This is a genomic window from Trebonia kvetii (assembly GCF_007827045.1).
GTDB lineage: Bacteria > Actinomycetota > Actinomycetes > Streptosporangiales > Streptosporangiaceae > Trebonia > Trebonia kvetii.
Window position 1 is genome coordinate 351569 of record NZ_RPFW01000006.1, and the last position, 22989, is coordinate 374557.

Annotated in this window: 21 protein-coding genes and 1 pseudogene; 16 read left to right on the forward strand and 6 right to left on the reverse strand. The window is 67.1% G+C overall.

Annotated elements, in window-relative coordinates; translation table 11 throughout:
- Window positions 1-89 precede the first annotated feature (89 nt).
- The 3 genes from EAS64_RS30250 (at window position 90) to EAS64_RS30265 (ending at window position 5223) form a co-directional block, all read left to right on the forward strand.
- Window positions 90-503: a DUF5318 family protein gene (locus tag EAS64_RS30250; RefSeq protein ID WP_145858581.1), complete on the forward strand. Its 414-nt coding sequence runs from the start codon at window positions 90-92 to the stop codon at window positions 501-503.
- Between the two features lie 221 nt (window positions 504-724).
- Complete coding sequence (locus EAS64_RS30260; RefSeq protein ID WP_187366281.1) at window positions 725-3841, forward strand: transglycosylase domain-containing protein; 3117 nt, start codon at window positions 725-727, stop codon at window positions 3839-3841.
- Window positions 3842-3876: 35 nt separating this feature from the next.
- Complete coding sequence (locus EAS64_RS30265; RefSeq protein ID WP_145858586.1) at window positions 3877-5223, forward strand: glycosyltransferase family 87 protein; 1347 nt, start codon at window positions 3877-3879, stop codon at window positions 5221-5223.
- Window positions 5224-5236: 13 nt separating this feature from the next.
- Here the strand turns inward: EAS64_RS30265 and EAS64_RS30270 are convergent, their stop codons facing one another.
- The gene (locus tag EAS64_RS30270) at window positions 5237-6028 is read right to left on the reverse strand and encodes a deoxyribonuclease IV (protein WP_439333632.1); all 792 of its coding nucleotides are present in this window, start codon (window positions 6026-6028) and stop codon (window positions 5237-5239) included.
- A 72-nt stretch (window positions 6029-6100) separates the two neighbouring features.
- A complete protein-coding gene (locus EAS64_RS30275) occupies window positions 6101-6436 on the reverse strand; it encodes a hypothetical protein (RefSeq protein WP_145858587.1) in 336 nt (111 codons plus the stop codon).
- 208 nt (window positions 6437-6644) lie between these two features.
- On the opposite strand from EAS64_RS30275, the gene rpsF reads away from it, so the two are divergent.
- The 5 genes from rpsF (at window position 6645) to dnaB (ending at window position 10412) form a co-directional block, all read left to right on the forward strand.
- Complete coding sequence (gene rpsF / locus EAS64_RS30280; RefSeq protein WP_145858589.1) at window positions 6645-6935, forward strand: 30S ribosomal protein S6; 291 nt, start codon at window positions 6645-6647, stop codon at window positions 6933-6935.
- A 54-nt stretch (window positions 6936-6989) separates the two neighbouring features.
- Window positions 6990-7517, forward strand: coding sequence for a single-stranded DNA-binding protein (locus EAS64_RS30285; protein ID WP_145858590.1), 528 nt, complete (start codon window positions 6990-6992; stop codon window positions 7515-7517).
- Between the two features lie 59 nt (window positions 7518-7576).
- Window positions 7577-7813: a 30S ribosomal protein S18 gene (gene rpsR, locus EAS64_RS30290; protein WP_145858592.1), complete on the forward strand. Its 237-nt coding sequence runs from the start codon at window positions 7577-7579 to the stop codon at window positions 7811-7813.
- A 28-nt stretch (window positions 7814-7841) separates the two neighbouring features.
- Complete coding sequence (gene rplI, locus EAS64_RS30295; RefSeq protein WP_145859108.1) at window positions 7842-8288, forward strand: 50S ribosomal protein L9; 447 nt, start codon at window positions 7842-7844, stop codon at window positions 8286-8288.
- A 768-nt stretch (window positions 8289-9056) separates the two neighbouring features.
- Window positions 9057-10412 (forward strand): replicative DNA helicase, encoded by a 1356-nt coding sequence (dnaB, locus tag EAS64_RS30300; protein WP_439333633.1) that lies wholly within the window; start codon window positions 9057-9059, stop codon window positions 10410-10412.
- A gap of 44 nt (window positions 10413-10456) precedes the next feature.
- On the opposite strand, the gene EAS64_RS43945 is transcribed toward dnaB, so the two are convergent.
- The gene (locus tag EAS64_RS43945; RefSeq protein WP_187366282.1) at window positions 10457-10609 is read right to left on the reverse strand and encodes a hypothetical protein; all 153 of its coding nucleotides are present in this window, start codon (window positions 10607-10609) and stop codon (window positions 10457-10459) included.
- Window positions 10610-10741: 132 nt separating this feature from the next.
- Here EAS64_RS43945 and EAS64_RS30305 point away from each other — a divergent pair, with 132 nt between their 5' ends.
- From EAS64_RS30305 to EAS64_RS30325, 5 genes and pseudogenes are all read left to right on the forward strand, one after another.
- Window positions 10742-11620: an SAM-dependent methyltransferase gene (locus EAS64_RS30305; protein ID WP_145858593.1), complete on the forward strand. Its 879-nt coding sequence runs from the start codon at window positions 10742-10744 to the stop codon at window positions 11618-11620.
- 899 nt (window positions 11621-12519) lie between these two features.
- The gene (locus EAS64_RS30310; RefSeq protein ID WP_187366283.1) at window positions 12520-14817 is read left to right on the forward strand and encodes a sensor histidine kinase; all 2298 of its coding nucleotides are present in this window, start codon (window positions 12520-12522) and stop codon (window positions 14815-14817) included.
- A gap of 17 nt (window positions 14818-14834) precedes the next feature.
- Window positions 14835-15275: a roadblock/LC7 domain-containing protein gene (locus EAS64_RS30315; protein ID WP_145858596.1), complete on the forward strand. Its 441-nt coding sequence runs from the start codon at window positions 14835-14837 to the stop codon at window positions 15273-15275.
- Window positions 15272-15577, forward strand: a pseudogene (locus tag EAS64_RS30320) (DUF742 domain-containing protein); the annotation flags it as partial. The gene EAS64_RS30315 and the pseudogene EAS64_RS30320, both read left to right, overlap by 4 nt.
- 46 nt (window positions 15578-15623) lie before the next feature.
- Window positions 15624-16226 carry a GTP-binding protein gene (locus EAS64_RS30325; protein WP_246115921.1) on the forward strand — a complete coding sequence of 201 codons (603 nt, stop codon included), beginning with the start codon at window positions 15624-15626 and terminating at the stop codon, window positions 16224-16226.
- 39 nt (window positions 16227-16265) lie between these two features.
- On the opposite strand, the gene EAS64_RS30330 is transcribed toward EAS64_RS30325, so the two are convergent.
- Window positions 16266-17036 carry a GntR family transcriptional regulator gene (locus tag EAS64_RS30330; RefSeq protein ID WP_145858598.1) on the reverse strand — a complete coding sequence of 257 codons (771 nt, stop codon included), beginning with the start codon at window positions 17034-17036 and terminating at the stop codon, window positions 16266-16268.
- A 785-nt stretch (window positions 17037-17821) separates the two neighbouring features.
- The gene (locus EAS64_RS30335; RefSeq protein ID WP_145852754.1) at window positions 17822-18919 is read right to left on the reverse strand and encodes an IS630 family transposase; all 1098 of its coding nucleotides are present in this window, start codon (window positions 18917-18919) and stop codon (window positions 17822-17824) included.
- 519 nt (window positions 18920-19438) lie between these two features.
- On the opposite strand from EAS64_RS30335, the gene EAS64_RS30340 reads away from it, so the two are divergent.
- Complete coding sequence (locus tag EAS64_RS30340; RefSeq protein ID WP_145858600.1) at window positions 19439-19636, forward strand: hypothetical protein; 198 nt, start codon at window positions 19439-19441, stop codon at window positions 19634-19636.
- Between the two features lie 133 nt (window positions 19637-19769).
- Complete coding sequence (locus EAS64_RS30345) at window positions 19770-20342, forward strand: TetR/AcrR family transcriptional regulator (RefSeq protein WP_145858601.1); 573 nt, start codon at window positions 19770-19772, stop codon at window positions 20340-20342.
- Window positions 20343-21139: 797 nt separating this feature from the next.
- On the opposite strand, the gene EAS64_RS30350 is transcribed toward EAS64_RS30345, so the two are convergent.
- Window positions 21140-21688 carry a NuoB/complex I 20 kDa subunit family protein gene (locus EAS64_RS30350; protein WP_145859113.1) on the reverse strand — a complete coding sequence of 183 codons (549 nt, stop codon included), beginning with the start codon at window positions 21686-21688 and terminating at the stop codon, window positions 21140-21142.
- Between the two features lie 232 nt (window positions 21689-21920).
- Here EAS64_RS30350 and EAS64_RS30355 point away from each other — a divergent pair, with 232 nt between their 5' ends.
- Complete coding sequence (locus tag EAS64_RS30355) at window positions 21921-22208, forward strand: hypothetical protein (RefSeq protein ID WP_145858603.1); 288 nt, start codon at window positions 21921-21923, stop codon at window positions 22206-22208.
- Window positions 22209-22989 lie beyond the last annotated feature (781 nt).

Below are 22989 nucleotides of genomic sequence, written 5' to 3' on the forward strand. Positions count from 1 at the left end.
CGTTCATGTGCGCTTGGCCATAGAGCCCTGATAGCGGGCGATCGCGTATCCGGCGGTGTGGGGATTGCCCTCCGCGCGATACTGGATCTATGGCAGCAGGCACAGCCACCCGACGCTCCGTTGTGGACTACGCGCTTGCCCGGCGCGCCGCCCTCGCGTCGGTGCGGTCCGGCCACACCACGATGGCGGACGCCTGCGACGCCCATCCGTACCTGCTCCGCGCGGCCAAGTATCACGGTGAGCCCACCGAAGAACGCTGCCCGATCTGCCGTAAGACGAATGTCACACACGTGACCTATGTGTACGGAGACGAACTCGGACAGTACGCGGGACGGGTCAAGCGGACCTCTGAATTGGCTGAGATGGCCGCCGAATACAGCGAATTCCGGGTCTATGTGGTTGAGGTCTGCCAAAGTTGTGGCTGGAACCATCTCGCCACGTCGTACGTGCTTGGCACCGGCGAGCCGCCAGCCCGCCGCGGGCGCCGCGCACGTCCGACCTGAACCTCGGAATCCTGTCGCTCTACCCGAAGGCCTGACGGGTGGATTACGTCGGGACAAAAAGATTCAGCAGCCTGGGCGGTTCACGTCAGCATGTAACGTGTGGGATCGGCGGGACCAGGCTGCCCCGCTTTTCCAGCCACGGGCGTGCCTAAGCCGGGCCCTGACGATATCCCAGTCAGGACCAGGCCACAATGGCTCGCTCACAGCCACTGCGAGGACGTGTGAGTAGCAACGACTTTGACGGGCCGAATTTCCGGCCCGCTGGGCGGGAAGCTGACGGGCAGGGGGCCGGAGACCAGGGGGCGGGACACGACGCGCCCGATGCGGGAAGTGCCGGATACCCGGCGCCCGAGGGGTGGGAGACGGGCGGCTTCTGGCGCGACTCTTCCATCGACTCCGACTACGAGACCAACCTGCAGGGTGCGATCCGCCCGGTCGACCGGGGTCCGGGTCAGGACCCCGGCTACAGCTACTGGGCCGACGGCAGAGGCTGGGAGAACTCACCTGGCGCGAGTGCGCAGCCGGGCCCGGCTGGCCAGCCGGGCCAGCCGTCCGACCCCACAACGTTCGACACGACTCGCGGCTACGGCGCAGGCCCAGCCGGCGGGTACGGCGGCGCGGCGGGCTACCCCGGCGGTTACGGGCCTGGCGGCCCGGTGGGCCCCGGCGGCCCTGGAGGTCCAGGAGGACCCGGGGGTCCCGGCGGCGCGGGGAGGCCGGGTGGTCCGCGGGGCCGGAACGGCAAGCCCAAGGTCCCCTGGTGGCGGCCGACCTGGAAGAAGGCGCTCGCCCTCACCGGCGGCGTGTTTCTCCTCATCGTGCTCAGCATGGTCAGCGTCTATGAGTACCTGTCGCACAGCGCGGTGATCCCCGCCGCGCTCGCCTCGGCCAACTACCAAAACACGATCGTCTACTACAACGACGGCAAGACTGTCATGGGCACGATCGGCACGGTCAACCGGCAGGACCTGACCTACCAGCAACTACCGGTGAACCTGAAGAACGCGGTGCTGGCCGCCGAGGACAAGAACTTCTTCACCGAGGGCGGCATCTCGCCGACCGGCATCCTGCGCTCCGCCTACGACGACCTGATGCACGGCGGCACGTCCGGCGGCTCAACGATTACCCAGGAGTTCGTCCGCAACTACTACACCGGCATCGGCGTGCAGCAGACGGCGAGCAGGAAGATCAAGGAGATCTTCATCGCGCAGAAGCTGGCCGGCGAGAAGTCCAAGCCGTGGATCCTCACCAGCTACCTGAACCTCATCTACCTGGGTAAGAACTCCTACGGTGTCGCCGCTGCCGCGCAGACCTACTTCGGGCTGCCAGTGAACAAGCTGTCCATCGCACAGGACGCGGTGCTCGCCTCGATCATCCAGCAGCCGTCCAACTACCCGCAGCTCCAGTACCGCGACAACCTCAAGGCCCGCTGGACGGCGGTGCTCGCCGACATGGTGAAGGACAACTTCATCACCCAGGCGCAGGCGGACGCCGCCACGTTCCCGAAGATGCTGACCGACACGACGTCGTCCACTGTTACCGATGCGGTCGGGGTGCTTGCCAACAACAGCGACCCGTGGGCCCCGTACATCCTCAAGGTGGTTGAGAACGAGCTCACCGGCGTGGACCACGTGACACAGCAGCAGCTCGAGACCGGTGGCATGCGGGTGGTCACCACGATCAGCCGCCCGATGGAAGTCGCGATGTACAAGGCGGTCAACACCAACATCGCCGCGATCAAGGCGACACCTGGCGCTAAGTACCCCTCGTACATGCGCGTCGGCGCCGAACTGCAGAACCCTAAGAACGGCGAGATCCTCGCGACGTACCCCGGCCCCGGTCAGAAGATGACCCCCAAGAAGTGCGCCGAGTGGAACTGCGACGTGGACATGTCCATCTACGCGCGAGAGCAGGTCGGTTCGTCGTTCAAGCCGTACGTGCTCTCCGCCGCGGTGGCGGGCGGGATGAACGCGAGCACCAGCATCCTGAACGCGGCGCCGGCGCTGTGCGTCCCGCCAGACTACGACGCGCTCAAGCTGTCCCAGGACATGAAGTACTACTCCACGAGCGCATGCTCCCAGAACAACCTGAGCGCCTACTTCCCGGTGCAGAACGACGGCGGAGAGGTGATCGGCGACCCCAAGAAGCTCTGGGGGGTTTCCCCGCAGACCGCGCTCGCGCAGTCGTCCAACACCGCCTTCACCGACCTGGCGCACCGAGTCACCACCTCGAAGGTCATACAGATGGCGCAGGCCTACGGTGTGAACATCTCTGCCTTCACGCAGGGTGGCTCGAACCTTGACCAGATGGTGGGCCAGGTTGGCCTCGCCCTCGGCACCGCCTCGCTCACCGTCAACGAGCAGGCCACGATGCTGGCCACCATCGCCGACAACGGCGTCTACCACACGGCACACGTCGTCAAGTACTGGCAGCTACCCGACGGTCCGCAGCAGAAGCCGATCACGCAGACCCGCGGTGTGCTCGACCCAACCAACGCGGCCAATAACGCGGCGCTCGCCTCGCAGGTCCAGTACGCGATGTCGATGACGACGGTGAACGGCACCGGCACCTCGGCCGCGGTCGGCCTTGGCAACCGGCCGATCATCGCCAAGACCGGAACGACGACCAACTCGCACGCCGGCTTCTTCATCGGTGCGATCCCGCAGTACTCGCTGGTCGTCGGGATGTTCACCGAGTCGCAGGCCGCGAACTCGCCGGAAAGCCTGGCCGTGCTCACGGGCGGCGGCTTCGGCGGTTACTGGCCGGCGAAGATCTGGAACTCCTTCGCACAGGCGGAGTTCGCCAGCCTCCCGGTGCAGAACTTCGAGAACCCCACCTTCTCCGGCGATAAGTGGATCCAGATCGGCAAGCTGCCCAAGAAGAAGTCGACTTGCACGTTCACGATCCACGGCCACAAGATCACGATCCCGCTCACCGGCAAGAACAAGAACAAGAAGTGCAACCAGGTGACCCCGACGCCGACCCCGACGCCGACCCTCACGCAGCCCCAGAACTGCCATGGCCACAAGCGCAACTGCTTCCCCACCCCAACCCCGACAACCTCGTCGACATTCGGCTTCCCCACCCAGACGTCGTCGCCCACCGCGACGCCGATTAACTCGACGACCGGGACGCCGACGAGTACCGCGACCTCAAGCCCGACGAACACGACGACGGGTCCTGGCAACGGCGGCGGTAACGGTGCCACGGCCACGGCGAACGGCGTGCGGGCCGGCCTCGCGGTTGGCGGAGTGCTCACGGTGCTGCTGCCCGGGTCACTGTTGTGGACGACCCTGTCGCGGAGACGTCGCAGGCGCGGGAAGGGCACGGCAGAATAGCCTCCGTCGGCAATAGTCACCAGCGGGGAGCGGCAGTGCGATACCGGGTTCCGGCATTTCTCGGCGCGGGCGTCGCGGCGTCCGCGCTAGCCGCACTGCTCGGCTACCTGCAGAAGACGCCGTGCAGTGCGGGCGGCGCGTGGAACACCTTCACCAGCCAGTTCCGCGACGCCTGCTACACCGACATCTATCCGCTCTACTACGTCGAGGGGCTATCCAAGGGGCAGGTGCCCTACTACGGGCACCCGGTCGAGTACCCCGTGCTCATGGGGTGGATGATGCAGGCCGCGGCGTGGATGGTGCACTCGGTTAGCGATCCCTACGCGCGCGGCAAGGACTTCTACGACGTCTCGGTCCTGCTGCTCGCCGTCTGCCTGATCGGCGGGGTGCTCGCCACCGCGGTGACGGCGTACCGGGAGAATGACAGCCAGGGCTGGAAGGCGGCGCTGCTGACCGCACTGTCCCCCGGGCTCATCCTTGCCGCCTACATCAACTGGGACCTGTTCGCCATGGCGCTGACCGCGGGCGGCCTCGCCGCCTGGGCCTGGGAGCGGGAATGGCTGGCGGGTGCGCTGCTCGGGCTCGCGGTCGCGACGAAGTTCTACCCGCTGCTCATCTTCGGCGCGCTGCTGCTGCTGTGCCTGCGCGCGGGAAAGCTGCGCGAGTTCGGCAAGGCGCTCGCGGGCGCGGTGATCGCCTGGCTGGTGATCAACGTGCCGGTCGCGCTGACGGCGACATCCGGCTGGGCCGAGTTCTACGCGTTCAGCAGGTCCCGCGGCGCCGACTGGGGCTCGATCTGGTACCTGTTCGAGAACTACAAGGTGCCGGTGGTCGGCAACTCAGCACTCGGCCGGCTGAACCTGATCTCCTCCGCCGCCTTCGCGATCGCTTTCGTGTTGATCGCCCTGCTCGCGCTGGCCGCGCCGCGGCGGCCACGGCTGCCGCAACTGTGCTTCCTGCTGCTCGCCTCGTTCCTCATCCTGAACAAGGTGTGGTCGCCGCAGTACGTGATCTGGCTCGTGCCGCTCGCGGTGCTATCGCGGCCGCGGCTGTGGGCGTACGTGGTGTGGCAGCTCACCGAGGTCGCCTACTTCCTCGGCATCTGGGGCTACTTCGTTTACCTGTACCGTGCGCCGACCGACGGCGGCTACACCGGCATCAGCCCCGGCTGGTACTTCATCATTCTCGCCGCGCGGCTGCTGTCCCTCGCCCTGCTCGCGTCCACGGTAGTGGCCGACATTCTTCAGCCGGAACGGGATCGTGTCCGTGCGTCCGGCACCAACGACGACCCGGCGGGCGGCGTACTTGACGGCGCGCCGGACCGCCTGGTCGTCATCTGGAACCGCGGCCGCCGGCGGCCGGCCGAGGCCGCCGCGGGCTGAGCGTGTGCCCGGCTCAGCCGAGGCGGTCGCGGAGCCAGCCGATGTCGACAATCAGGCCTGGCTCCGGCGTCTCGCAGACCACGGGAGCGCCGGCGGCGCGAACTACGTCGAGGAGTGCCTGCGGGTCGATCGTGCCCGCGTCGAAGTTGGCGTGCCGGTCCGCGCCAGAGTCGAACGGGTCGCGCGAGTTGTTGCAGTGCACCAGGTCGATGCGGCCGGTGATCGCCTTCACCCGGTCGACGGCGTCCGCCAGGTCGATGCCCGCCGAGTTGGCGTGGCAGGTGTCGAGGCAGAACCCGACCTCGCCGCCATCGGGGGCAGTCACGTCGGCCATCGCCTCCCAGAGCCGCGCGATCGCGTCGAGCGTGCGGGCCATCGCGCCGTTGCCGCCCGCGGTGTTCTCGATGAGCAGCGGGAGCGGCCGCTCGATCTGCTCGATGGCCTTAACCCAGTTGGCGACGCCCTGGCCCGGGTCGATGTCGCCGGTGACGTGACCGCCATGCACGATCAGCCCCTTGGCGCCGATGGACGCGGCGGCCTTCAGGTGCTGATCGAGCAGCTTCCTGCTCGGGATGCGGATCCGGTTGTTGGTCGACGCCACGTTGATCACGTACGGGGCATGGATGTACACGTCCACATCCGCCGCGGCGTAGGCGTCCCGCAGCGCGCCGGGATCACCGCCGGGGATGACCGGCCCCTTCCAGCCCTGCGGGTCGCCGAGGAAGAACTGCGCGACCTTCGCACCGCAGCCCACCGCGTCGTCCAGGGGGTGATCGGAGTGGAAGTGCCCGCCAATACGCATCATGCGCCTTAGCGTAGTCCGCGCCCACGACAACGGAGCCTCGCTCGCGCGAGGCTTCGTGCGGGCAGCGGCCGGCTAGCTAAGCCCGCCGAACGCGAGGCCAAGGGCCAGGCCGACGAAACCCGCGATGATGCCGGTGACCGTGACAATCCGCTCCTCGCGCGTCGCCGACATCATCTGGGTGAACAGGCCGATGAGCAGGGCCGCCAGGCCGGTGACCGCCGCGATGACGGCCCAGCCCTTGAGGCCGCTCGGCCCGGTCCTGAGGAACAGGCCGAGCGCGAAAGAAAGCAGCCCGCAGACAAGGGTGAAAACGCTCGCGATGTTGAGCACGCGGTGCGAATGACCGTCCGAGTTGAGCGTCAGGCGCGGAAAGTGTCCCGACTTGCTGGTTCTGACAGTGCCAGCCATCCCGGCCTCCGAGGGGGACTTCATCGTCTGGGTTTCACCCTCTACTGTTCCCTTTTTCCCGGCCACTGAACAGGGGGTGGCGCCGATCCGGCTCAGAATGTCCCTGGGGGTTGGTACAGTTAATGGCTGCGGACGGGAACCTGAACTCTTGTCCGTACCTCCTGTCACGGAGAGACCGTGACCGCGTTAGTCCAGAGGAGGAGCGCGCATGCGCCACTACGAAATCATGATCATCCTCGACCCGAACCTCGAGGAGCGGACGGTTCAGCCGTCGCTCGAGGGGTTTCTCAAGGTCGTGACCGCCGATGGCGGCAAGGTCGGCAAGATGGACATCTGGGGGAAGCGCCGTCTTTCCTACCCGATCGACAAGAAGCCCGAGGGCATCTACGCCATCGTCGACCTGACTGCGAACCCGAGCGCCGTCCAGGAGCTCGACCGCCAGCTCAACCTCAACGAGGGCGTGCTGCGCACCAAGGTCCTGCGGCCCGAGCACCGCTAAGCGACCAAGCCTTCATCTTCATTTATTCGTTCTGCTAGGACCGGGAGCGCCATCATGGCGGCAGGAGACACCCCCATCACGGTCGTCGGCAACCTTGTCGCCGACCCGGAACTCCGATTCACCCCATCCGGTCAGCCGGTTGCGACCTTCCGGATCGCGTCGACGCCCCGGATCCGCGACAACGCGACCAATGAGTGGAAGGACGGCGACAGCCTCTTCCTCTCCTGCAACGTGTGGCGGCAGGCGGCGGAGAACGTCGCCGAGTCGCTGCAGCGTGGCATGCGGGTCATCGTGACCGGCCGGCTGAAGCAGCGGAACTATGAGACGAAGGAAGGCGAGAAGCGGACCGTGTATGAGGTCGAGGTCGACGATGTCGGCCCGTCCCTGCGGAACGCTTCTGCCAAGGTCAACCGGGTCAGCCGCGGTGGCGGCGAGGGCGGGTTCTCCGGCGGCGGCAACCGCGGCGGTAGCGGCGGGGGCAACGGCGGCTACAGCGGCCAGAGTTCGTCGTCCGGCGGGGGCAGCAGGAACGAGGACCCCTGGGCGTCCGACGCCGGCTACTCCGACGAACCGCCGTTCTAAGTAATCAGTAAATAACGACCATCCCCGCATCACGCGGGGCTCTCCTAAGGAGCACCACGATGGCGAAGCCTCCAATTCGCAAGCCCAAGAAGAAGGTCTGTGCCTTCTGCCACGAAAAGATTGTTTACGTGGACTACAAGGACACCGGGCTGCTGCGCAAGTACATCTCGGACCGCGGCAAGATCCGCGCGCGCCGGGTCACCGGGAACTGCACCCGGCACCAGCGTGACGTCGCGACCGCGATCAAGAACGCGCGCGAGATGGCCCTGCTCCCGTACACCAGCACGGCTCGCTAGGGCTGGGGAGGACTGACCAATGTCTCGCATGAAGCTGATCCTCACCCAGGAGGTCGGTGGCCTCGGCGCTCCCGGCGATGTGGTGGACGTGGCTGCCGGCTTCGGCCGTAACTACCTGCTGCCCCGCGGGTTCGCGATCACCTGGACGCGCGGCGGTGAGAAGCAGGTTGACCTGATCAAGCGGGCCCGCTCGGCGCGTGAGATCCGCAGCCTCGAGGACGCGCAGTCGGTGGCCGGCCAGCTCCAGCGGCTGACCGTCCGGCTCAAGCGGCGCGCCGGCTCCAACGGCCGCCTGTTCGGCTCGGTAGGCGCGACGGACATCGCGGACGCGGTGCGCGCCGCGGGCGGCCCGGAGATCGACCGTCGGAAGATCTTCGTGCCGGACCCGATCAAGGCCGCCGGGTCCTACAAGGTCCAGGTCCGGCTGCACCCCGAGGTGACCGCCTCGGTGGGCATCGAGGTCACCGGAGCCTAGGCCCCATTCACAGCCTCTGGCTGTCTTATCCACAGCGCTTTCCACAGGCAATTGGTTGTCCACAGGAAACCCGCTGTGTCCACAGCTGCCGGTCGGCGGTGTGCCCTTCAGGCCGAAGGGCCGCCGTCGGCCGGAGTTGTGTAGCGCCGCGTGCGTCGCGCAAGTTCTGGGTCGAGATCGCTGACCATCTGCCAAAGGCAGGCGACGCGCCTGCTCAGCTCTCGCTGGTCAGCCGCGCCCCGCGCGCTCCCGGCATCACGCGCATCGCTCGCTAGCTGGTCAATTGCCGCTGCGATGCGCTCGATCGCGTCCCCCGTGGTCGAACACACACGCGAATGATAGCCGACCGGTCGGACGCCCGGCGGCTCGTTTGATCGGTTCGCGTGCCTGTGGACAGGATGCCGAACCCGTTCCGAAGCTGGGGAAAAGCCCTCGGCCGATGGCATGTCCGCACACCTTTTCCACAGGCAAGCGAATGCCGCTTGTGAATATCTCTGTGGAAAACGCATACCCAAAATGTGACCGACTTTTTCTTGTGCACAGCCGGTGGATATCGTTATCGCAGCTCATAGCGGTCGGAATCGTTTGCAGCAACGGGATGTCCACAGCGCAATCCACCGGCTGCACACAGACTGTCGTCTGGTTGTCAACAGGTTATCCACACGGGCGTGTTGCCGGCCGCGCCGCGACCGCCAAGAATGTCAGAGCCCCTCGGTAAAACGGTGACTGTCACGGGGGCCTGGCTGCTCGTCTGGGGGGAGGCGTCTGGTGAGCGTAACCGAACTGCCGTCGCGCGGCGGCGAGGAATTCGAGCGGATGCCGCCGCACGACGTCGCGGCCGAGCAATGCGTGCTCGGCGGCATGCTCCTGTCCAAGGACGCCATCTCCGACGTCATCGAGACCATCAGGCCAAGCGACCACTACCGCCCGGCGCACCAGCTCGTGCACGAGGCCATCCTCGACCTGTACGCGCGCGGCGAACCAGCCGACGCGATCACCGTCTCGAACGAGCTGACCAGGCGCGGCGAGCTGACCCGCATCGGCGGCGCGCCGTACCTGCACACGCTCATCGCGTCGGTGCCCACCGCGGCGAACGCCGGGTATTACGCCAGGATCGTCAGGGAGCGCGCCATCCTGCGGCGGCTGGTCGAGGCGGGCACGCGCATCGTCCAGTTCGGCTACGCCGGCGACGGCGACGCCGACGACCTGGTGGACCGCGCCCAGGCCGAGGTCTACGCGGTCACCGACCGCAGGATCGCCGAGGACTATCACCCGCTGTCCGAGATCATGCCCGCGGCCCTCGAGGAGATCGAGGCGATCGGCGCGCACGGCGGCGGCATCAGCGGTGTCCCCACCGGCTTCGCCGACCTGGACGCCCTGACCAACGGCCTGCACGCGGGCCAGATGGTCGTCGTGGCGGCCAGGCCTGCCGTCGGCAAGAGCGCGCTCGCGCTCGACTTCGCGCGATCCGCGACCATCAAGCACGGGCTGCCCACCGTCGTGTTCTCCCTGGAGATGGGGCGCAACGAGATCACCATGCGGCTCCTGTCGGCCGAGGCCCGGGTGCCCATGCACATCATGCGGACCGGGCAGATGAGCGACGACGACTGGGGCCGCCTGGCGAAACGGATGAGCGAGGTCGCCGACGCGCCGCTGTTCATCGACGACTCGCCGAACATGTCGCTGATGGAGATCCGCGCCAAGTGCCGCCGTCTCAAGCAGCGGCACGACCTGAAGCTCGTGATCATCGACTACCTGCAGCTGATGTCCTCGCCGAAGCGAGTCGAAAGCCGCCAGCAGGAAGTCTCTGAGATGTCCCGGTCGCTCAAGCTGCTCGCCAAGGAGCTTGAGGTGCCCGTGGTCGCACTCTCCCAGCTCAACCGAGGTCCGGAACAGCGCCAGGACAAGAAGCCCATGCTGTCCGATTTGCGGGAAAGTGGCTCGATTGAGCAAGATGCGGATGTTGTCATACTTTTGCACCGCGAAGATGCGTATGAGCGGGAATCGCCGCGCGCCGGCGAGGCGGACCTGATCGTCGCAAAGCACAGGAACGGCCCGACCGCGACGGTGACGGTGGCGTTCCAGGGGCACTACAGCCGCTTCGTCGACATGGCACCGGGTTGATCCAGTTGCCGCGCGCGCTCCATGGCGCCGCTGCCGTCCGGCAGCTACCTGGTCGCCATGCGGCCGACGGCGGACGAGAAGCTTGCGGCCGCCGGCGAGCGGTGGACCACATCAGCCCGGTCCCCGTCGTCCTCCGGGACCGTGTCACGGTCGAGAGCTGGTTCGCCGACCTGGGCCTCGACCTCGTCGAGCTGCACGGCTGGCGTCCTGAGCCCGATGACCCGCCCTGCACGGACGCGTTGCCGCTGGCAACGATTAGCTAGCGTGACTCGCGGGGAGAGATAGTACGTGAGTGAGGAATTGGATCACGACGCTGCAAGGGGGAGGAATTGGCTCATGACGGGGGTCACTGGGTCAAGCCCGGGTTGATCGACATCACCGTGCCCAACGCCGCCCGCGCCAGTGACTTCCTGCACGGCGGACAGGATCACTTCGCCGCCGACCGCAAGGCGGCCGCCGCCCTGATCGAGTCGGCGCCGTCGGTAGCCGCGTTTCCGGCCTCGGCCCGGGCCTTCCGCTGCCGGGTGGTCAGGTACCTGGCCGCCGACGCGGGGATCAGGCAGTTCCTCGATGTCGGCGACGGCCTGGTGCCGCCCGGCAACACGCACGAGGTCGCGCAGGCGGCCGACCCGACCTGCCGGATCGTCTACGTCGAGAGTGACCCGATGGTGTTCGCGCACGCCAACGCGACGCTGACGTCTGCGCCAGGCGGGATGGTGAGCTGCGTCGACGGGGACATCGCGGACGTGGACGGCATCGTCTCCGGCGCGGGCCTGTCCGGCGTGGGCAGGTCCGGTGCGAGCGCCTTTGCCTCGGACGTCCCCCGGCCGGGCGACGGCGCGATCCTGGACGTCGGCCAGCCGGTCGCCGTCCTGCTGCTGTCCACCCTCTCCCACGTGCCCTCGGCGGCCGATGCGGCCAACCTCGTGACGGCGCTGATGAATGCCCTGCTGTCCGGAAGCTACCTGGCGATCTACCACCTGGCCAGCGACCTCGACCCGTCGCTGGTCGCCGCCATCGAGCAGTGGAACGCGGCGGCCACCATGCCCATCGTGCTCCGATCGTCGGCCGAGATCGCCGCCCTGGTGACCGGCCTTGACCTGGTCCCACCCGGGCTGGTCCCCGTGAACGACTGGCGACCCGACTCCTCCGATCCTCCGGCGGCGGCGCAGGTCCCGATCCACGGCCTGGTCGCACGGAAGCCCTGACATTCTGCGATCAGCAACGATTGACACCCGGGCGGGCACCCGAAGAACCATCGACGTGTGACAACAGCCCAGACGGCGCGCGACGCGGCACGTGAAGGCGACCGCAGCCGAGGAAATGCCATGAGTTTGAGACTGCTCTCGGTGCAATCGTCGTGAGACAAGCGAGAAACCGCAATCACTCAAGATCAACATGTCATGAGGCGTGAGACCCTACAGATGTCTGTAGGGTCTCACGCCGCGTGACGTAATCTCACGGTGAATGGCGGGACGATGGCGGATCCGTCACTCGGCGTGATCCCTGCTCGGCCGCGGACAGCGACGGCGCTGGGGCAGTCATCCAACCGACCACAGGCGCCACCTTCAGCGTAAGAGGATACTTATCAAGGGGTGCCGGCTGTGGCTTGCGCTGATTTGTCGTGTGGTTGCTGAGCTGGGTGCTTCTTACTACGGAAGGTGGCGTCTCTTCGCGGGCACGCCGGGTGCGCCGACGGCGCTGCACTGAGCCCGTCGCGATCGCCTGCACACCGCGCGGTAGAAGAGGACCGCGCCCCCGGCGAACAGAGCCGTAACGCCGCGGGTCACCTCGCCGTGCAGTCCTACCGGAAATCAGCCGGAACGAGACCTTGATCCGGAATCGATACCGTTAACAGCTGGATCCAATCATTAGAACTGGATACAGTTCCGGTACAGAAGAGCGACCCGGCCGCCGCATGTGCGGTGGCGCTCGTCAGCTCGTTCATCGTCCATGCCGCGCAGTGATTCGCAAGAGCTCTGGCGCGGTCTCTTGACACACGTCGGAGGGGAAAGGGTGCGCGTTCATGACTGGCAATCTCCGGGCGAACCCGCGGCGGCGAAGACAAGGGTGGCGCAGGCGATGGACCTCGAGTATCCGGACCCGAGTGCTCGCGATCGTGCTGATCCCGAGCGCGGCCTTGCTTATCACGGGCGCCTCGGTCGCCGGTTACCTGATCTCCGAAGGTATTTCGGCACGCAACTTCTCTAGCTACTTCGTGCAGGCCAGCGGGCCGCTCGTCCAGTTCACATCCGCCCTAGAGCAGGAACGGACGATCAGCCTGCGGGCCCTCGGAGGTGACCGGCAGGCGCAGGCAGGCCTGCAGGCGCAGTGGAACACGACGGACGCGGCGCTCAACAGGCTCATCCCAGCGGCCAATGTGGCGCAAGGCCTCAACCCGCATGCGGTGACCCGTAGCAACGCGCTGCTCCATGAGCTGGCTGACGAGATGCCGGTGGTGCGCCAGGGCGTGCAAACGGGCCGGGCGAGCGTCAGCGACGTCGATGCCTTCTACACTCGCCTTGCCGTCGGCGACTCGTCGGTCTTGCTGCAATCCGCGCTCTCGGCCCCCGACACTACGACCGCTATAGACGAGATCACCGTGTTGGACCTGAACTCGGTCCCCGACCTGCATTCGCGCGTGGTCGGCTTGGGTGCGGGCTGGGCGGTGCGTGGCATCGTGACTCAGCCTGACCGGCTGATCCTGGCACAGCTGACGGGCGCTTACCGGAATCAGCTCCAGGCGCTGGCCTCGCGGCTGCCCCAGTCCGGGCAGGCGGCCTACGACCGGCTCGTGGCCGGGAACGCGTGGCGGCTGGCCACGTCCGGCGAAGACGACCTTGCCCAGCGCGGCAAGCTCGCGATGCCCCTCGGCTCCTGGCTCTCCGCCGAGAACACGGTATCCGCGGACCTGTTCGGACTGTGGGGAGATGACCTCCGCCATGCTCAGGCAGCGGCCGTGGACGCGGCGAACCGGTCGCTGTCCAGGTCGATTCTCGCGGGTTCGCTGGTGCTGGTGCTGGCCGTCGCCGCGTTCGTCGCCGCCATCGTGCTGGCGAACGGGCTGGTGCGCCGACTGCGCAGGTTGCGTACCAACACCCTTGAGCTGGCCGACTCGAAGCTGCCGTCGATAGTGCGGCGCATCGGGGGCGGAGATTCGGTCGACGTGGAGTCGGAGGTGGCGATGCTCGACTATGGCAGCGATGAGATCGGGCAGGTCGCCGAGGCGTTCAACACCGCGCAGCGGACGGCGGTCGCGGCGGCCGCCGCCGAGGCCAGAACCCGGGCCGGCATCAGCAAGGTGTTCCTGGACATCGCGCACCGCAGCCAGCTGGTGGTGCACCGGCAGCTGGAGCTGCTGGATGTCGCGGAGGCCAAGCAGAATGACCCGGAGCACTTGGAGCTGCTGTTCCAGCTGGACCATCTGGCCACCCGCGCGCGGCGCAACGCGGAGAACCTGCTGATCCTGGGCGGCGGCCAGCCGGGCCGCAGATGGCGCCGGCCGGCGGCGCTGGAGGACATCGTGCGCAGCGCGGTGTCGGAGACCGAGCACTTCGCGCGGGTGAGCACGGTACGGCTGCCCGACGTGCAGGTGCAGGGCGCCGTGGTGGGCGACCTCATCCACCTGCTGGCCGAGCTGGTCGACAACGCCACAGCGTTTTCGCCGCCGGATGCGGCGGTGACCGTGCGCGGCAACCTGGTGGGCAAGGGCGTGGTCGTGGAGTTGGAGGACCAGGGACTGGGCATCGAGTTCGGCGAGCGGGAGCGGCTGAATGAGACGCTGGCGAATCCGCCGGACTTTCAGGCGATGGCCCTGTCCGGGCAGCGGCAGCTGGGCCTGTTCGTGGTCGGCCAACTGGCCCAGCGGCACGGCATCGCCGTCAGCCTGCTGGAGTCGGCCTACGGCGGCATCAAGGCGATCGTGCTAATCCCGTCCGGTGTCATCGAAGCCGACGCCACCGCTGGCGGCGACTCGTCCGCGATGAGGCGCCCCGGGCGGCACGAGCAACCGCAGCAGGTTCTGGCCGGGGTGGCACCGGGCCCGGTGCCACGGCCGCGCGGCAGGCAAGACGCGGACTTGCGAGGGCAGCCGACGGCGGAGCGGCCCGCGGAACCTGTCTCACTGCCTCCGTCCTGGCCGGACGTGCAAGTCGCCGCGGCCTCGCTGACGCCCTGGGACACGGCCCCCGGTCCGGCGTCAGGGCCAGCCGGGCGAAACCGGGTGGCGTTGCCGCGCCGTGAGCGGATGGCGAACCTCGCGCCGGGGCTGCGGTTGGACGCAGAGGCCGCGGACAGCACCGGCCCCCGGCGGACGCGCAGCCCCGAGGAAGCCCGCGGCTCCATGTCGGCATTTCAGCGGGGCACGCGTCTGGGACGTGACTCCTCGGGTCAGGACAACCGATGAACACGAATGGTCAGGCGATGAATGACGATGGGATGGCCACGGCCAGGAGGGACCGGCTGAACTGGCTGCTGGACGATCTGGTCAGGCGACTGGCGGGGGCCGAGCAGGCCATCGCCCTGTCCGCCGACGGGCTGCTGCTCGGCCGTTCGTCGACCCTGGACCGCGACAGCGCCGACCATCTGGCGGCGATGGCCTCGGCATTCCAGAGCCTGTCGCGCGGCGTGGGTACGCAGTTCGGCAAGGGCTTGGTGCTGCAGACGGTCGTCGAGCTTGAGTACGGGTACCTCGTGGTGACCGAGGCAGGCGAGGGCGCCTGCCTGGCACTGCTCGCCTCGGCGTCCGCCGACCTGGGCATGGTGGCTTATGAGCTGAACGTGATCGTGCAGCAAGTGGGCAGCAACCTCTCGGCCAGCCCGCGCGTGCTTCCCTCGGAATCGACGGCTCCGCGCTCGCCATGACGGACGACTTCTCGTTCGAGGACGATCCCGGGCCGCTCGTCCGCCCGTTCGCGGTAACCCGGGGACGTGCCGGGAAGGATCTGCACAAGCTCGACATCCTCACGCTGGTCATGGCCGCCCGCGCCGAGGCGGACGTCACGGCGCTGGACCGGGAATACCGGGAAATACTGCGCCTGTGCCAGCACCGAGCGCTGTCGGTCGCCGAGATCGCCGCTCACATGAACCTGCTGCTGGCGGCGGTCAAGGTGCTCGTCAGCGACCTGATCGACTCGGGGTATCTCATCTACCGGTCGCCGCAGCCCGCCGCGGGCGCGCCCGACATCAAACTGCTACAGGCGGTGCTTGAAGGTGTTCGCAAACTCTTACATAGCTGGATCCCCGGATCTAGAGGGCGCGCAGGCGGTCAAGATACTCATCGCGGGCGGGTTCGGGGCAGGCAAGACGACCCTGGTCTCCGCGGTCAGCGAGATCAAGCCCCTGCGGACCGAGGAGCGGCTGTCCGAACTTGGGGCAGCTGTGGACGACCTCACGGGCGTGGGGGGAAAGACCACGACCACGGTGGCACTGGACTTCGGCCGGATCACCATCAGCTCCGACGTGGTGCTGTACCTGTTCGGCACCCCCGGCCAGGACCGGTTCTGGTTCATGTGGAAAGAAATGTCGGTCGGCGCGCTCGGCGCGGTCGTCCTCGCCGACACCCGTCGGCTCGGCGACTGCTTCGGGGCCCTCGACTTTTTCGAGTCCCGCAACATCCCCTTCATCGTCGCGGTGAACTGCTTCGACGGCGCGGACATCTACGAGGAAGACGAGGTGCGCCAGGCCCTCGACATCGGCGCCCACGTCCCGGTCCAGCAGTGCGACGCCCGGGACCGCCGCTCCAGCAAACAAGTCCTGGTACGGCTGCTGGAATACCTGATGGCTACCGCGATGGCACACCAGCGCTACCGCTAGCTACTCGCCGCCGGCAACGAGGGGCCGGTCCGCGCGCAGTCACTTGCCGCCTTGCCGCCGCGGCCTCAGATCGGCGGCCGCGGCGCCGACGAGATCATGCAGGATGCCGTCCAGCACCGCTGGTTCATATCCTGGCTGCACCATGTCGATCACCCCGTAAGCCGTGTGCGACAGGTGCGCGATCAGGTTGCGGGCGCTGGCCTCGGCGTCGCGGTCTTTGACAGCATCAAAGATCGCCTTATGTTCCTGCGTCACTGGGGGGACGAGTTTTGGCTCGTTGACCGTGTAGTACCGCCGATAGCGCTCGCCATGATCCGAAAGCTCGGACGATGTCGCGCGAAACCGCTCACCGGCGTGTGCGATCAGTCCGATGTGGAACGCCCGATGGGGAACCTGCCACCGGTTGTAGTCGCCCTGAACAGCGAAGTGTTCCATCCGGGCGAGTTGGCCCCGCAGGTCAGCGATGTCTTCCGGGCTCATCTGCGGCACGCTCGCACGTAGGGCCGCAGCTTCGAGCACGAGTCGCATGCCGTAGATCTGTTCCAGATCATTAAGCGAGAAGGGCGCAATGACAAGGCGGCGATTTGGTTCGTTGATGAGCAGCCCTTCGCGCTGGAGCATCCGGACAGCCTCGCGCAGGGGAGTTCGCGAGACACCGCACTGCGCCGCAAGCTGGACTTGAGAGAACGACTCGCCCGCCCGCAATTCCCCGGACAGGATCTGGCGGCGGATCTTCTCGTGCACCAATTCAACGTTGTCGCCCTCGCGCTGTTCGCGGGCGCGGTGCCCGTCAGCCGGATACTTGGTCATACACGCCTCGCCGCGATCGAATCATGCATCTGTAGAGACCTGCCACTCTGCCGACAGTAACCCTATGTATGTGTAGCGAGGGCCGGATGGAAGGCGCAGGCAGCGTGGTCATTGGCGACCACCGCGAGGGGCGGAAGGCTGAGATGGGCTGCCCCAGCGTGGTCGCCTCATCAGGTAGTAGCCGTCACCGAGCATGGCGACCGCCACGGAGGCGGACAGGATCAGTAGCAGCGTTGGCAGGCGGTCGCCAGCGCTCGCTGGCGACCGTGCGATGACTGTCCGTCGCCAGGCGGAGCAGCCTGCCCGCAGAAAGCCGACATCGGCGGGTGAAGCTGAGGTCACGTCCCGCCCGGGTCCTCACTCGCTGACGCGCCCTCCTTCTTCCGCGTGCCGATGATCGGCGCGGCCTCGGCAGACCGCAGGTCGGCAAGCTCGCCGATTAGGCGACCAGGGCAGGGCTGGAGGCGGTGCCGGAAGTGATGCTGTACCCGCCGGCAGCCGAGCGGTATTCCGGAACAATGGGGTATCTCGAAGGCGGGAGGGTTGACCGTCGAAGAACAGGCGCGCCGCGAGTGGGTGCGGCTGACGGCGGAGCTGACCGTGGCCAGAGCCGGCGGCCGGGAAGCGCCACGCCTCTCAGGTAGGTCCGGCAGGCGCCTCCAATCGACTAAACGCTACACCGCAGCATGCATTGGCATGCCACGGTCGTGAGACGCAGAGGCGATGCCACGCTGTGAGACGTCATGCGTTATGCCAGCTCAGTCGGTTCTCAGATGACACGCAAACTAGTGTCCTGAGTCGATGATGCGTTGGCAGTAGGCGGCGAGGGTTTCGAGGATTTCGTCGGCGGACTTGGTCCACACGAACGGCTTGGGGTCCTTGTTCCACTCGTTGATCCACTTGCGGATGTCGGTTTCGAGTTCGGTGACGCTGCGGTGCGCGGAGCGGCGCAGCTTGCGGTTGGTCAGCTCGGCGAACCAGCGTTCGACGAGGTTCATCCAGCTGGAGCTGGTCGGGGTGAAGTGCAGGTGGAACCGCGGGTGCTTCAGCAGCCACTGGTGGATCGCGGGCGTCTTGTGGGTGGCGTAGTTGTCCAGCACCAGGTGCAGTTCCAGGCCGTTGGGGACGGCGGTGTCGATGAGCTTGAGGAAGCGCAGGAACTCCTGGTGGCGGTGGCGGCGGTAGGGCTGGGCGATCACCGAGCCGCTGGCCAGGTCAAGCGCGGCGAACAGGCTGGTCGTGCCGTTGCGCACGTAGTCGTGCGTCATCCGGGCCGGGGTCGTCGGCAGCATCGGCAGGCACGGCGCGGTCCGGTCCAGGGCCTGGATCTGCGACTTCTCGTCCACGCACAGGACCAGGGCATTCTCCGGCGGCGACATGTAAAGGCCGACGACGTCGCGGACCTTGCCGATGAACTCCGGGTCGGTGCTCAGCTTCCAGGTCTCCACGACGTGCGGCTTGAGGCCGAACGCCCGCCAGATCCGCGAGACCGACGACTGCGACAGGCCGGTCTCGGCGGCCATCGACCGGGTCGACCAGTGGCTGTCCTGCCCGCGGCCCTTCTCCGTCAGCGTCCGCGTGACCAGCACCTCGACCTGCTCGTCGGTGATCTTCCGCGCTGCCCCGGGCCGCGGCGCGTCGCCGAGGCCGTCCAGCCGGCGCTCCACGAACCGGACCCGCCACTTGCGGACCGACTCCCGCGACAGCCCGGTCCTGGCGGCGACCCGGGTCAGCGGCGCCACCCCGCCCTCCTCCGCGCAGGCCAGGATCACCCGGGCCCGCCCGGCCAGCGACTGCGACGCCGTCCGCTTGCGCGACAAGGCCTCCAGCGACGCGCGCTCAGCATCAGACAGAACCAGCGGAATCAGCTTCGGGCTCGGCACAAGCCAAGCCTACAACCTGCAAAGTCTTCAATGACTCGGGACACTAGGAACCTGCAGATCCATGCACTGAAGCGGGCTACGGCAGAGGAAATGCCACGAGTCTGAGACTGATCATGGCGATATCTCCGTGAGACAAGCGAGAACCCGCAGGTCAGGCAAGATCAACATGTCACGTGACGTGAGACCCTACATTGCCCCAGCAGCTATGTTTGGTGGTGTTGTAGGGATTCGTTGTAGGGTCTCACGTCGCGTGCGGAATCGCACAGTCAATGTCGTACGGGTTGCGTATACGACATTGACTGTAAGACACGCCGGAACGCTTCTCGGGAATAATCAGACAGATTTGGGACCGTCCCCCACCTAGCAGCGCAGCCCTGGCTGGGTGCCGGATAAGCCTCTGTTACGGGCGTGTGGATGCGGTGGCGAGAGCTGGATTGCGTTGGCGCTGCCGCAGTGCTCGCTGGATTACGGCGCGGCACTCGGCACGGTTGAGCAGGGCACCGAACAGTTCGCGGCCGGATGCCAGGAGGGCGCCGATGCAAGTGGACCGATGTCGATGGGGTCGAAGCCGAGGTCGTCCACAATCGCGGCCACCGCGGCCACCGCGGCGCGGTCGTCGCCCGCGACTCCCAGCGCGACCCGATCCCCGACACCCGCCGGGCGGGCGCGTTCCTCGATCTGCTTGCATTTCCCTGGAAATCGGTCGTCATTGCCTGAACGCGTCGAGCGCATCGTGCCGTGGCCGGAACAGCAACGCGTCAGCCATGCCGGCGACCGCTCGCGGCCTATAGACACCCTCTACGCTTGTAGAAGGATGTTGGCCTAACCGGACAGCAGAGGAGAGCAGCTCATGACTCGCCGGTCTGACCTAGCCGACGCGGCCATCGAGACGATCGCGGCGGCCGGGATGCGCGGGCTTACCCATCGCGCTGTCGACCGGAGCGCAGGGCTGCCCGAAGGATCTACGTCCTATTACTTCCGGACCCGCCAGGCCCTGCTGCAGGCAGTGGTCGAGCGGCTGGCCGAGCTCATCACAGCCGAGATCCCTGCCCTTCCTGTTACGGACCTGGATGCGGCCGCCGAGGCGATCACCACGATCATCGAGATCGGGGCCACCACCGGGCGGTCGCGGCACCTGGCACGGTACGAGCTAATCCTGGAGGCTGTCCGCCGTCCTGAGCTGCGCGCGGCCCTGACCGCATCCTGGGCCGTCGTCCAGGAGGCGGTCGCTGAGCAGCTCGCCGCCCTCGGACTGGCTGATCCCCGCCGCCGGGCTGTCGATCTGCTCGCCCTCCTGGACGGGCTGCTCTTCGATGCCATCGCCGGGACTGGGGACCGTGATCTGGCCGGCACGGGCCTGCGGGCGACTGTCCAGGCCCTGCTGACCGCCGTCACCCGCCCGGATCCCGCCTCTCGCGCGTAGCAAATCGCGGTGTATCGCGAAGACCGCATTACCGATCACCCGGAAATCAGGCAAAAACTCCAGGTCATAAATCCCTTCAGAAGACCTGCACTCTTTTGAGCGCGACAGTCAACTGCTGTTCACCTGGACAGGACTGGTTTCCTCGTCGGCTGGCTACCGCTCGACGTCGGCGGTTCGGCCTCGTTCTGGCATGCGGCTGGCACGACCAGCTTGAAAGAACTGTCGAGCCGCTACCCGCGCTCACCGGCGCGTTCGATATCCCAGGTCAGACCTATCGTCATTGTCGGTGCGTGCCTCGCGTGCCTCGCGTGCCTCTCGGACTTCCGCGCTTCCGGCCCGTGGATGGCCCAGCGTCGCCAATGGTGGGCGTGATCTCTTCGTCTCGAAGCCAGCGCGGCTCGCGTAGTGCCTGCCTCGCTGGAAGGCTACTGCGGCACAGTCCTGGCGTTGTCCTTGGCTGTTCGCTGCGAGGTCCGGCGGGGTTAGCTCTTCCTGTTCCGCCGTCGGATTCGGTAGTGGCTGATGCTGCCAGCGATGGCAGCAACGGCCATTACTGCGTACAACCTCACCAGCCACCACTGACGGTAGCCGTGTATGACGATCAGGGGACCCCAAATGAGGACAGCCACGCAGGCCGCGAAGTACGCACTCAAGAAGATGTTCTTGATGGTGCCCACGATGACTCCTCGGGGAAGGTGGTGCTAATGAAGCGCGGCTTGTTCCCCATAGCGCATCGATCCCTTCTGGCCAATTGGCCATGACGTCGCTATGACATGTCACAAGGCAACGGGTGGCGGCTATGCATTGCGGGGATGGTGCAGCGGCTGCCGCCGGAGCGCGGCGTGCTCAAGTTCGTTGATTTCCCGGTCCCGGCTGGCGCCGAGCTTCGTGTGGCGGATCTGGTCGCGCAGCTTGAGGATGGCGTCCAGCAGCATCTCCGGCCGCGGCGGGCAGCCGGGCAGGTAGATGTCGACGGGCACGATGTGATCGGCGCCCTGCACGATGGCATAGTTGTTGAACATGCCGCCGGAGGACGCGCACACGCCCATCGCGATCACCCACTTCGGGCTGGGCATCTGGTCGTAGACCTGCCGCATCACCGGCGCCATCTTCTGGCTGACCCGCCCGGCGACGATCATCAGGTCGGCCTGCCGCGGCGTGGCCCCCATCTTCTCCATGCCGAACCGGGCCAAGTCGTGCCGCGGGCCGGCCGTCTGCATCATCTCGATCGCGCAGCAGGCCAGGCCGAACGTGGCCGGCCACATCGACCGGGACCGCGCGTACCGGGCCCACTTCTCCACGCTGGTCAGCAAGAACCCGGCGGGCAGGTGGTCTTCCAGGCCCATTGGCATGGCCCCCTTCCGTTCTCGAGCTGTCCTCTACATTTGTAGAGTACCATCCTCCTCTACAGGTGTAGAGCGCACATCGCTGTCATTGCAGCGCAGGACGGACGCCGGGATTCGCCCGACGGTCGGTCTTTCGCGAGGAGGGATTCATGGAACTTGTGCTCATCGCCGGTGCGAGCATCGGCGGACTCGCCTTCGGGGCCGGGCTTTCGCGGCGCGGCACCCCGCACTCGTGGCGGAGCAGGCCGTGCAGCTTGCCCCGGCGGCCACGAGGCTCACCGTTCAGCCCAATGCCGTGCTGGCGTCGCGGCGCCTCGATTTCAGCAAGCCACTCGTGGCCGCGGGCGTCCCGCTGCCCGCGGCTGCCCTGATCCGGCAGAGCGCCGCCCGGTCCCGGGTACTGTTCGCCGAGGTCGGCGTGCCTGCCCTGGCTGACCGCAGTGAGCCTGCGGCCACGGTACGGTGTGCGCGGCCGGGACAGCCGCTGCACTCCGGCTCGGCTGCCCGGCGAGCGCGGTGATGTGGTCTGGCCGGGGGCTCGTCGCCTGGGGGCGCCGTCTTGGTTCTACCGGCCTGAAGGCCCGCGGCGCTGGCGGAGGGCGACGTGCTGCTGGTTGAGGTCGCCACCCGGTTCGGCATGCAGGAAACCCGCCACCAGGTTGGCATCGCCATCGGCGACTAGCACCCCGACCTTGAGACCGCTGCGGTGGTCGCGTTCGCTCCCTACCAAGCACTCGGCGGCGACACCGGCTACCTGGATCCCTACCTGCTCACGGCCAGCTGACTCGGGCTTGAAGGAACCGGTTCCCGCCCCATGGGTCACCTACCCCGGGCTCTACTCGTTCGACCTGTGATCAGGGCGGCGGCGCCACTCGGCTCCGGGCCACCAGCCTCGCCGGGAAAGCCGCACCAGGACCGTCATACCCGACCCCATGGTGCCCGGCATCCCCGACACCGGTCCGAGCTGCGCCAGGCGGTCCGGCGTGCCGATGATGCCGCGGGTGCGGCGCGTACTCTTCCAGCCCTCCGAGGACTTATCTCCGGCGACGTGCATCCAGCCAACCGCGCCGGATCATGTCCTCGCCGAGTTTTGCATGTACCGGCGAACGAGTCGGCGCCAGGTGGGGACCGGCCCCCGGCGGAACAGGCCGCGCTGTGAAAATGCCACGAGTTTGAGACTGAGCTTGGTGCAATCGTCGTGAGACAACCCGAGAACCCGCAGGTCAGACAAGATCAACATGTTATCGGATTTGAGATCCTACACTTGCCCACCGCCGTTCAGGCCGCGCATGAATGCAACC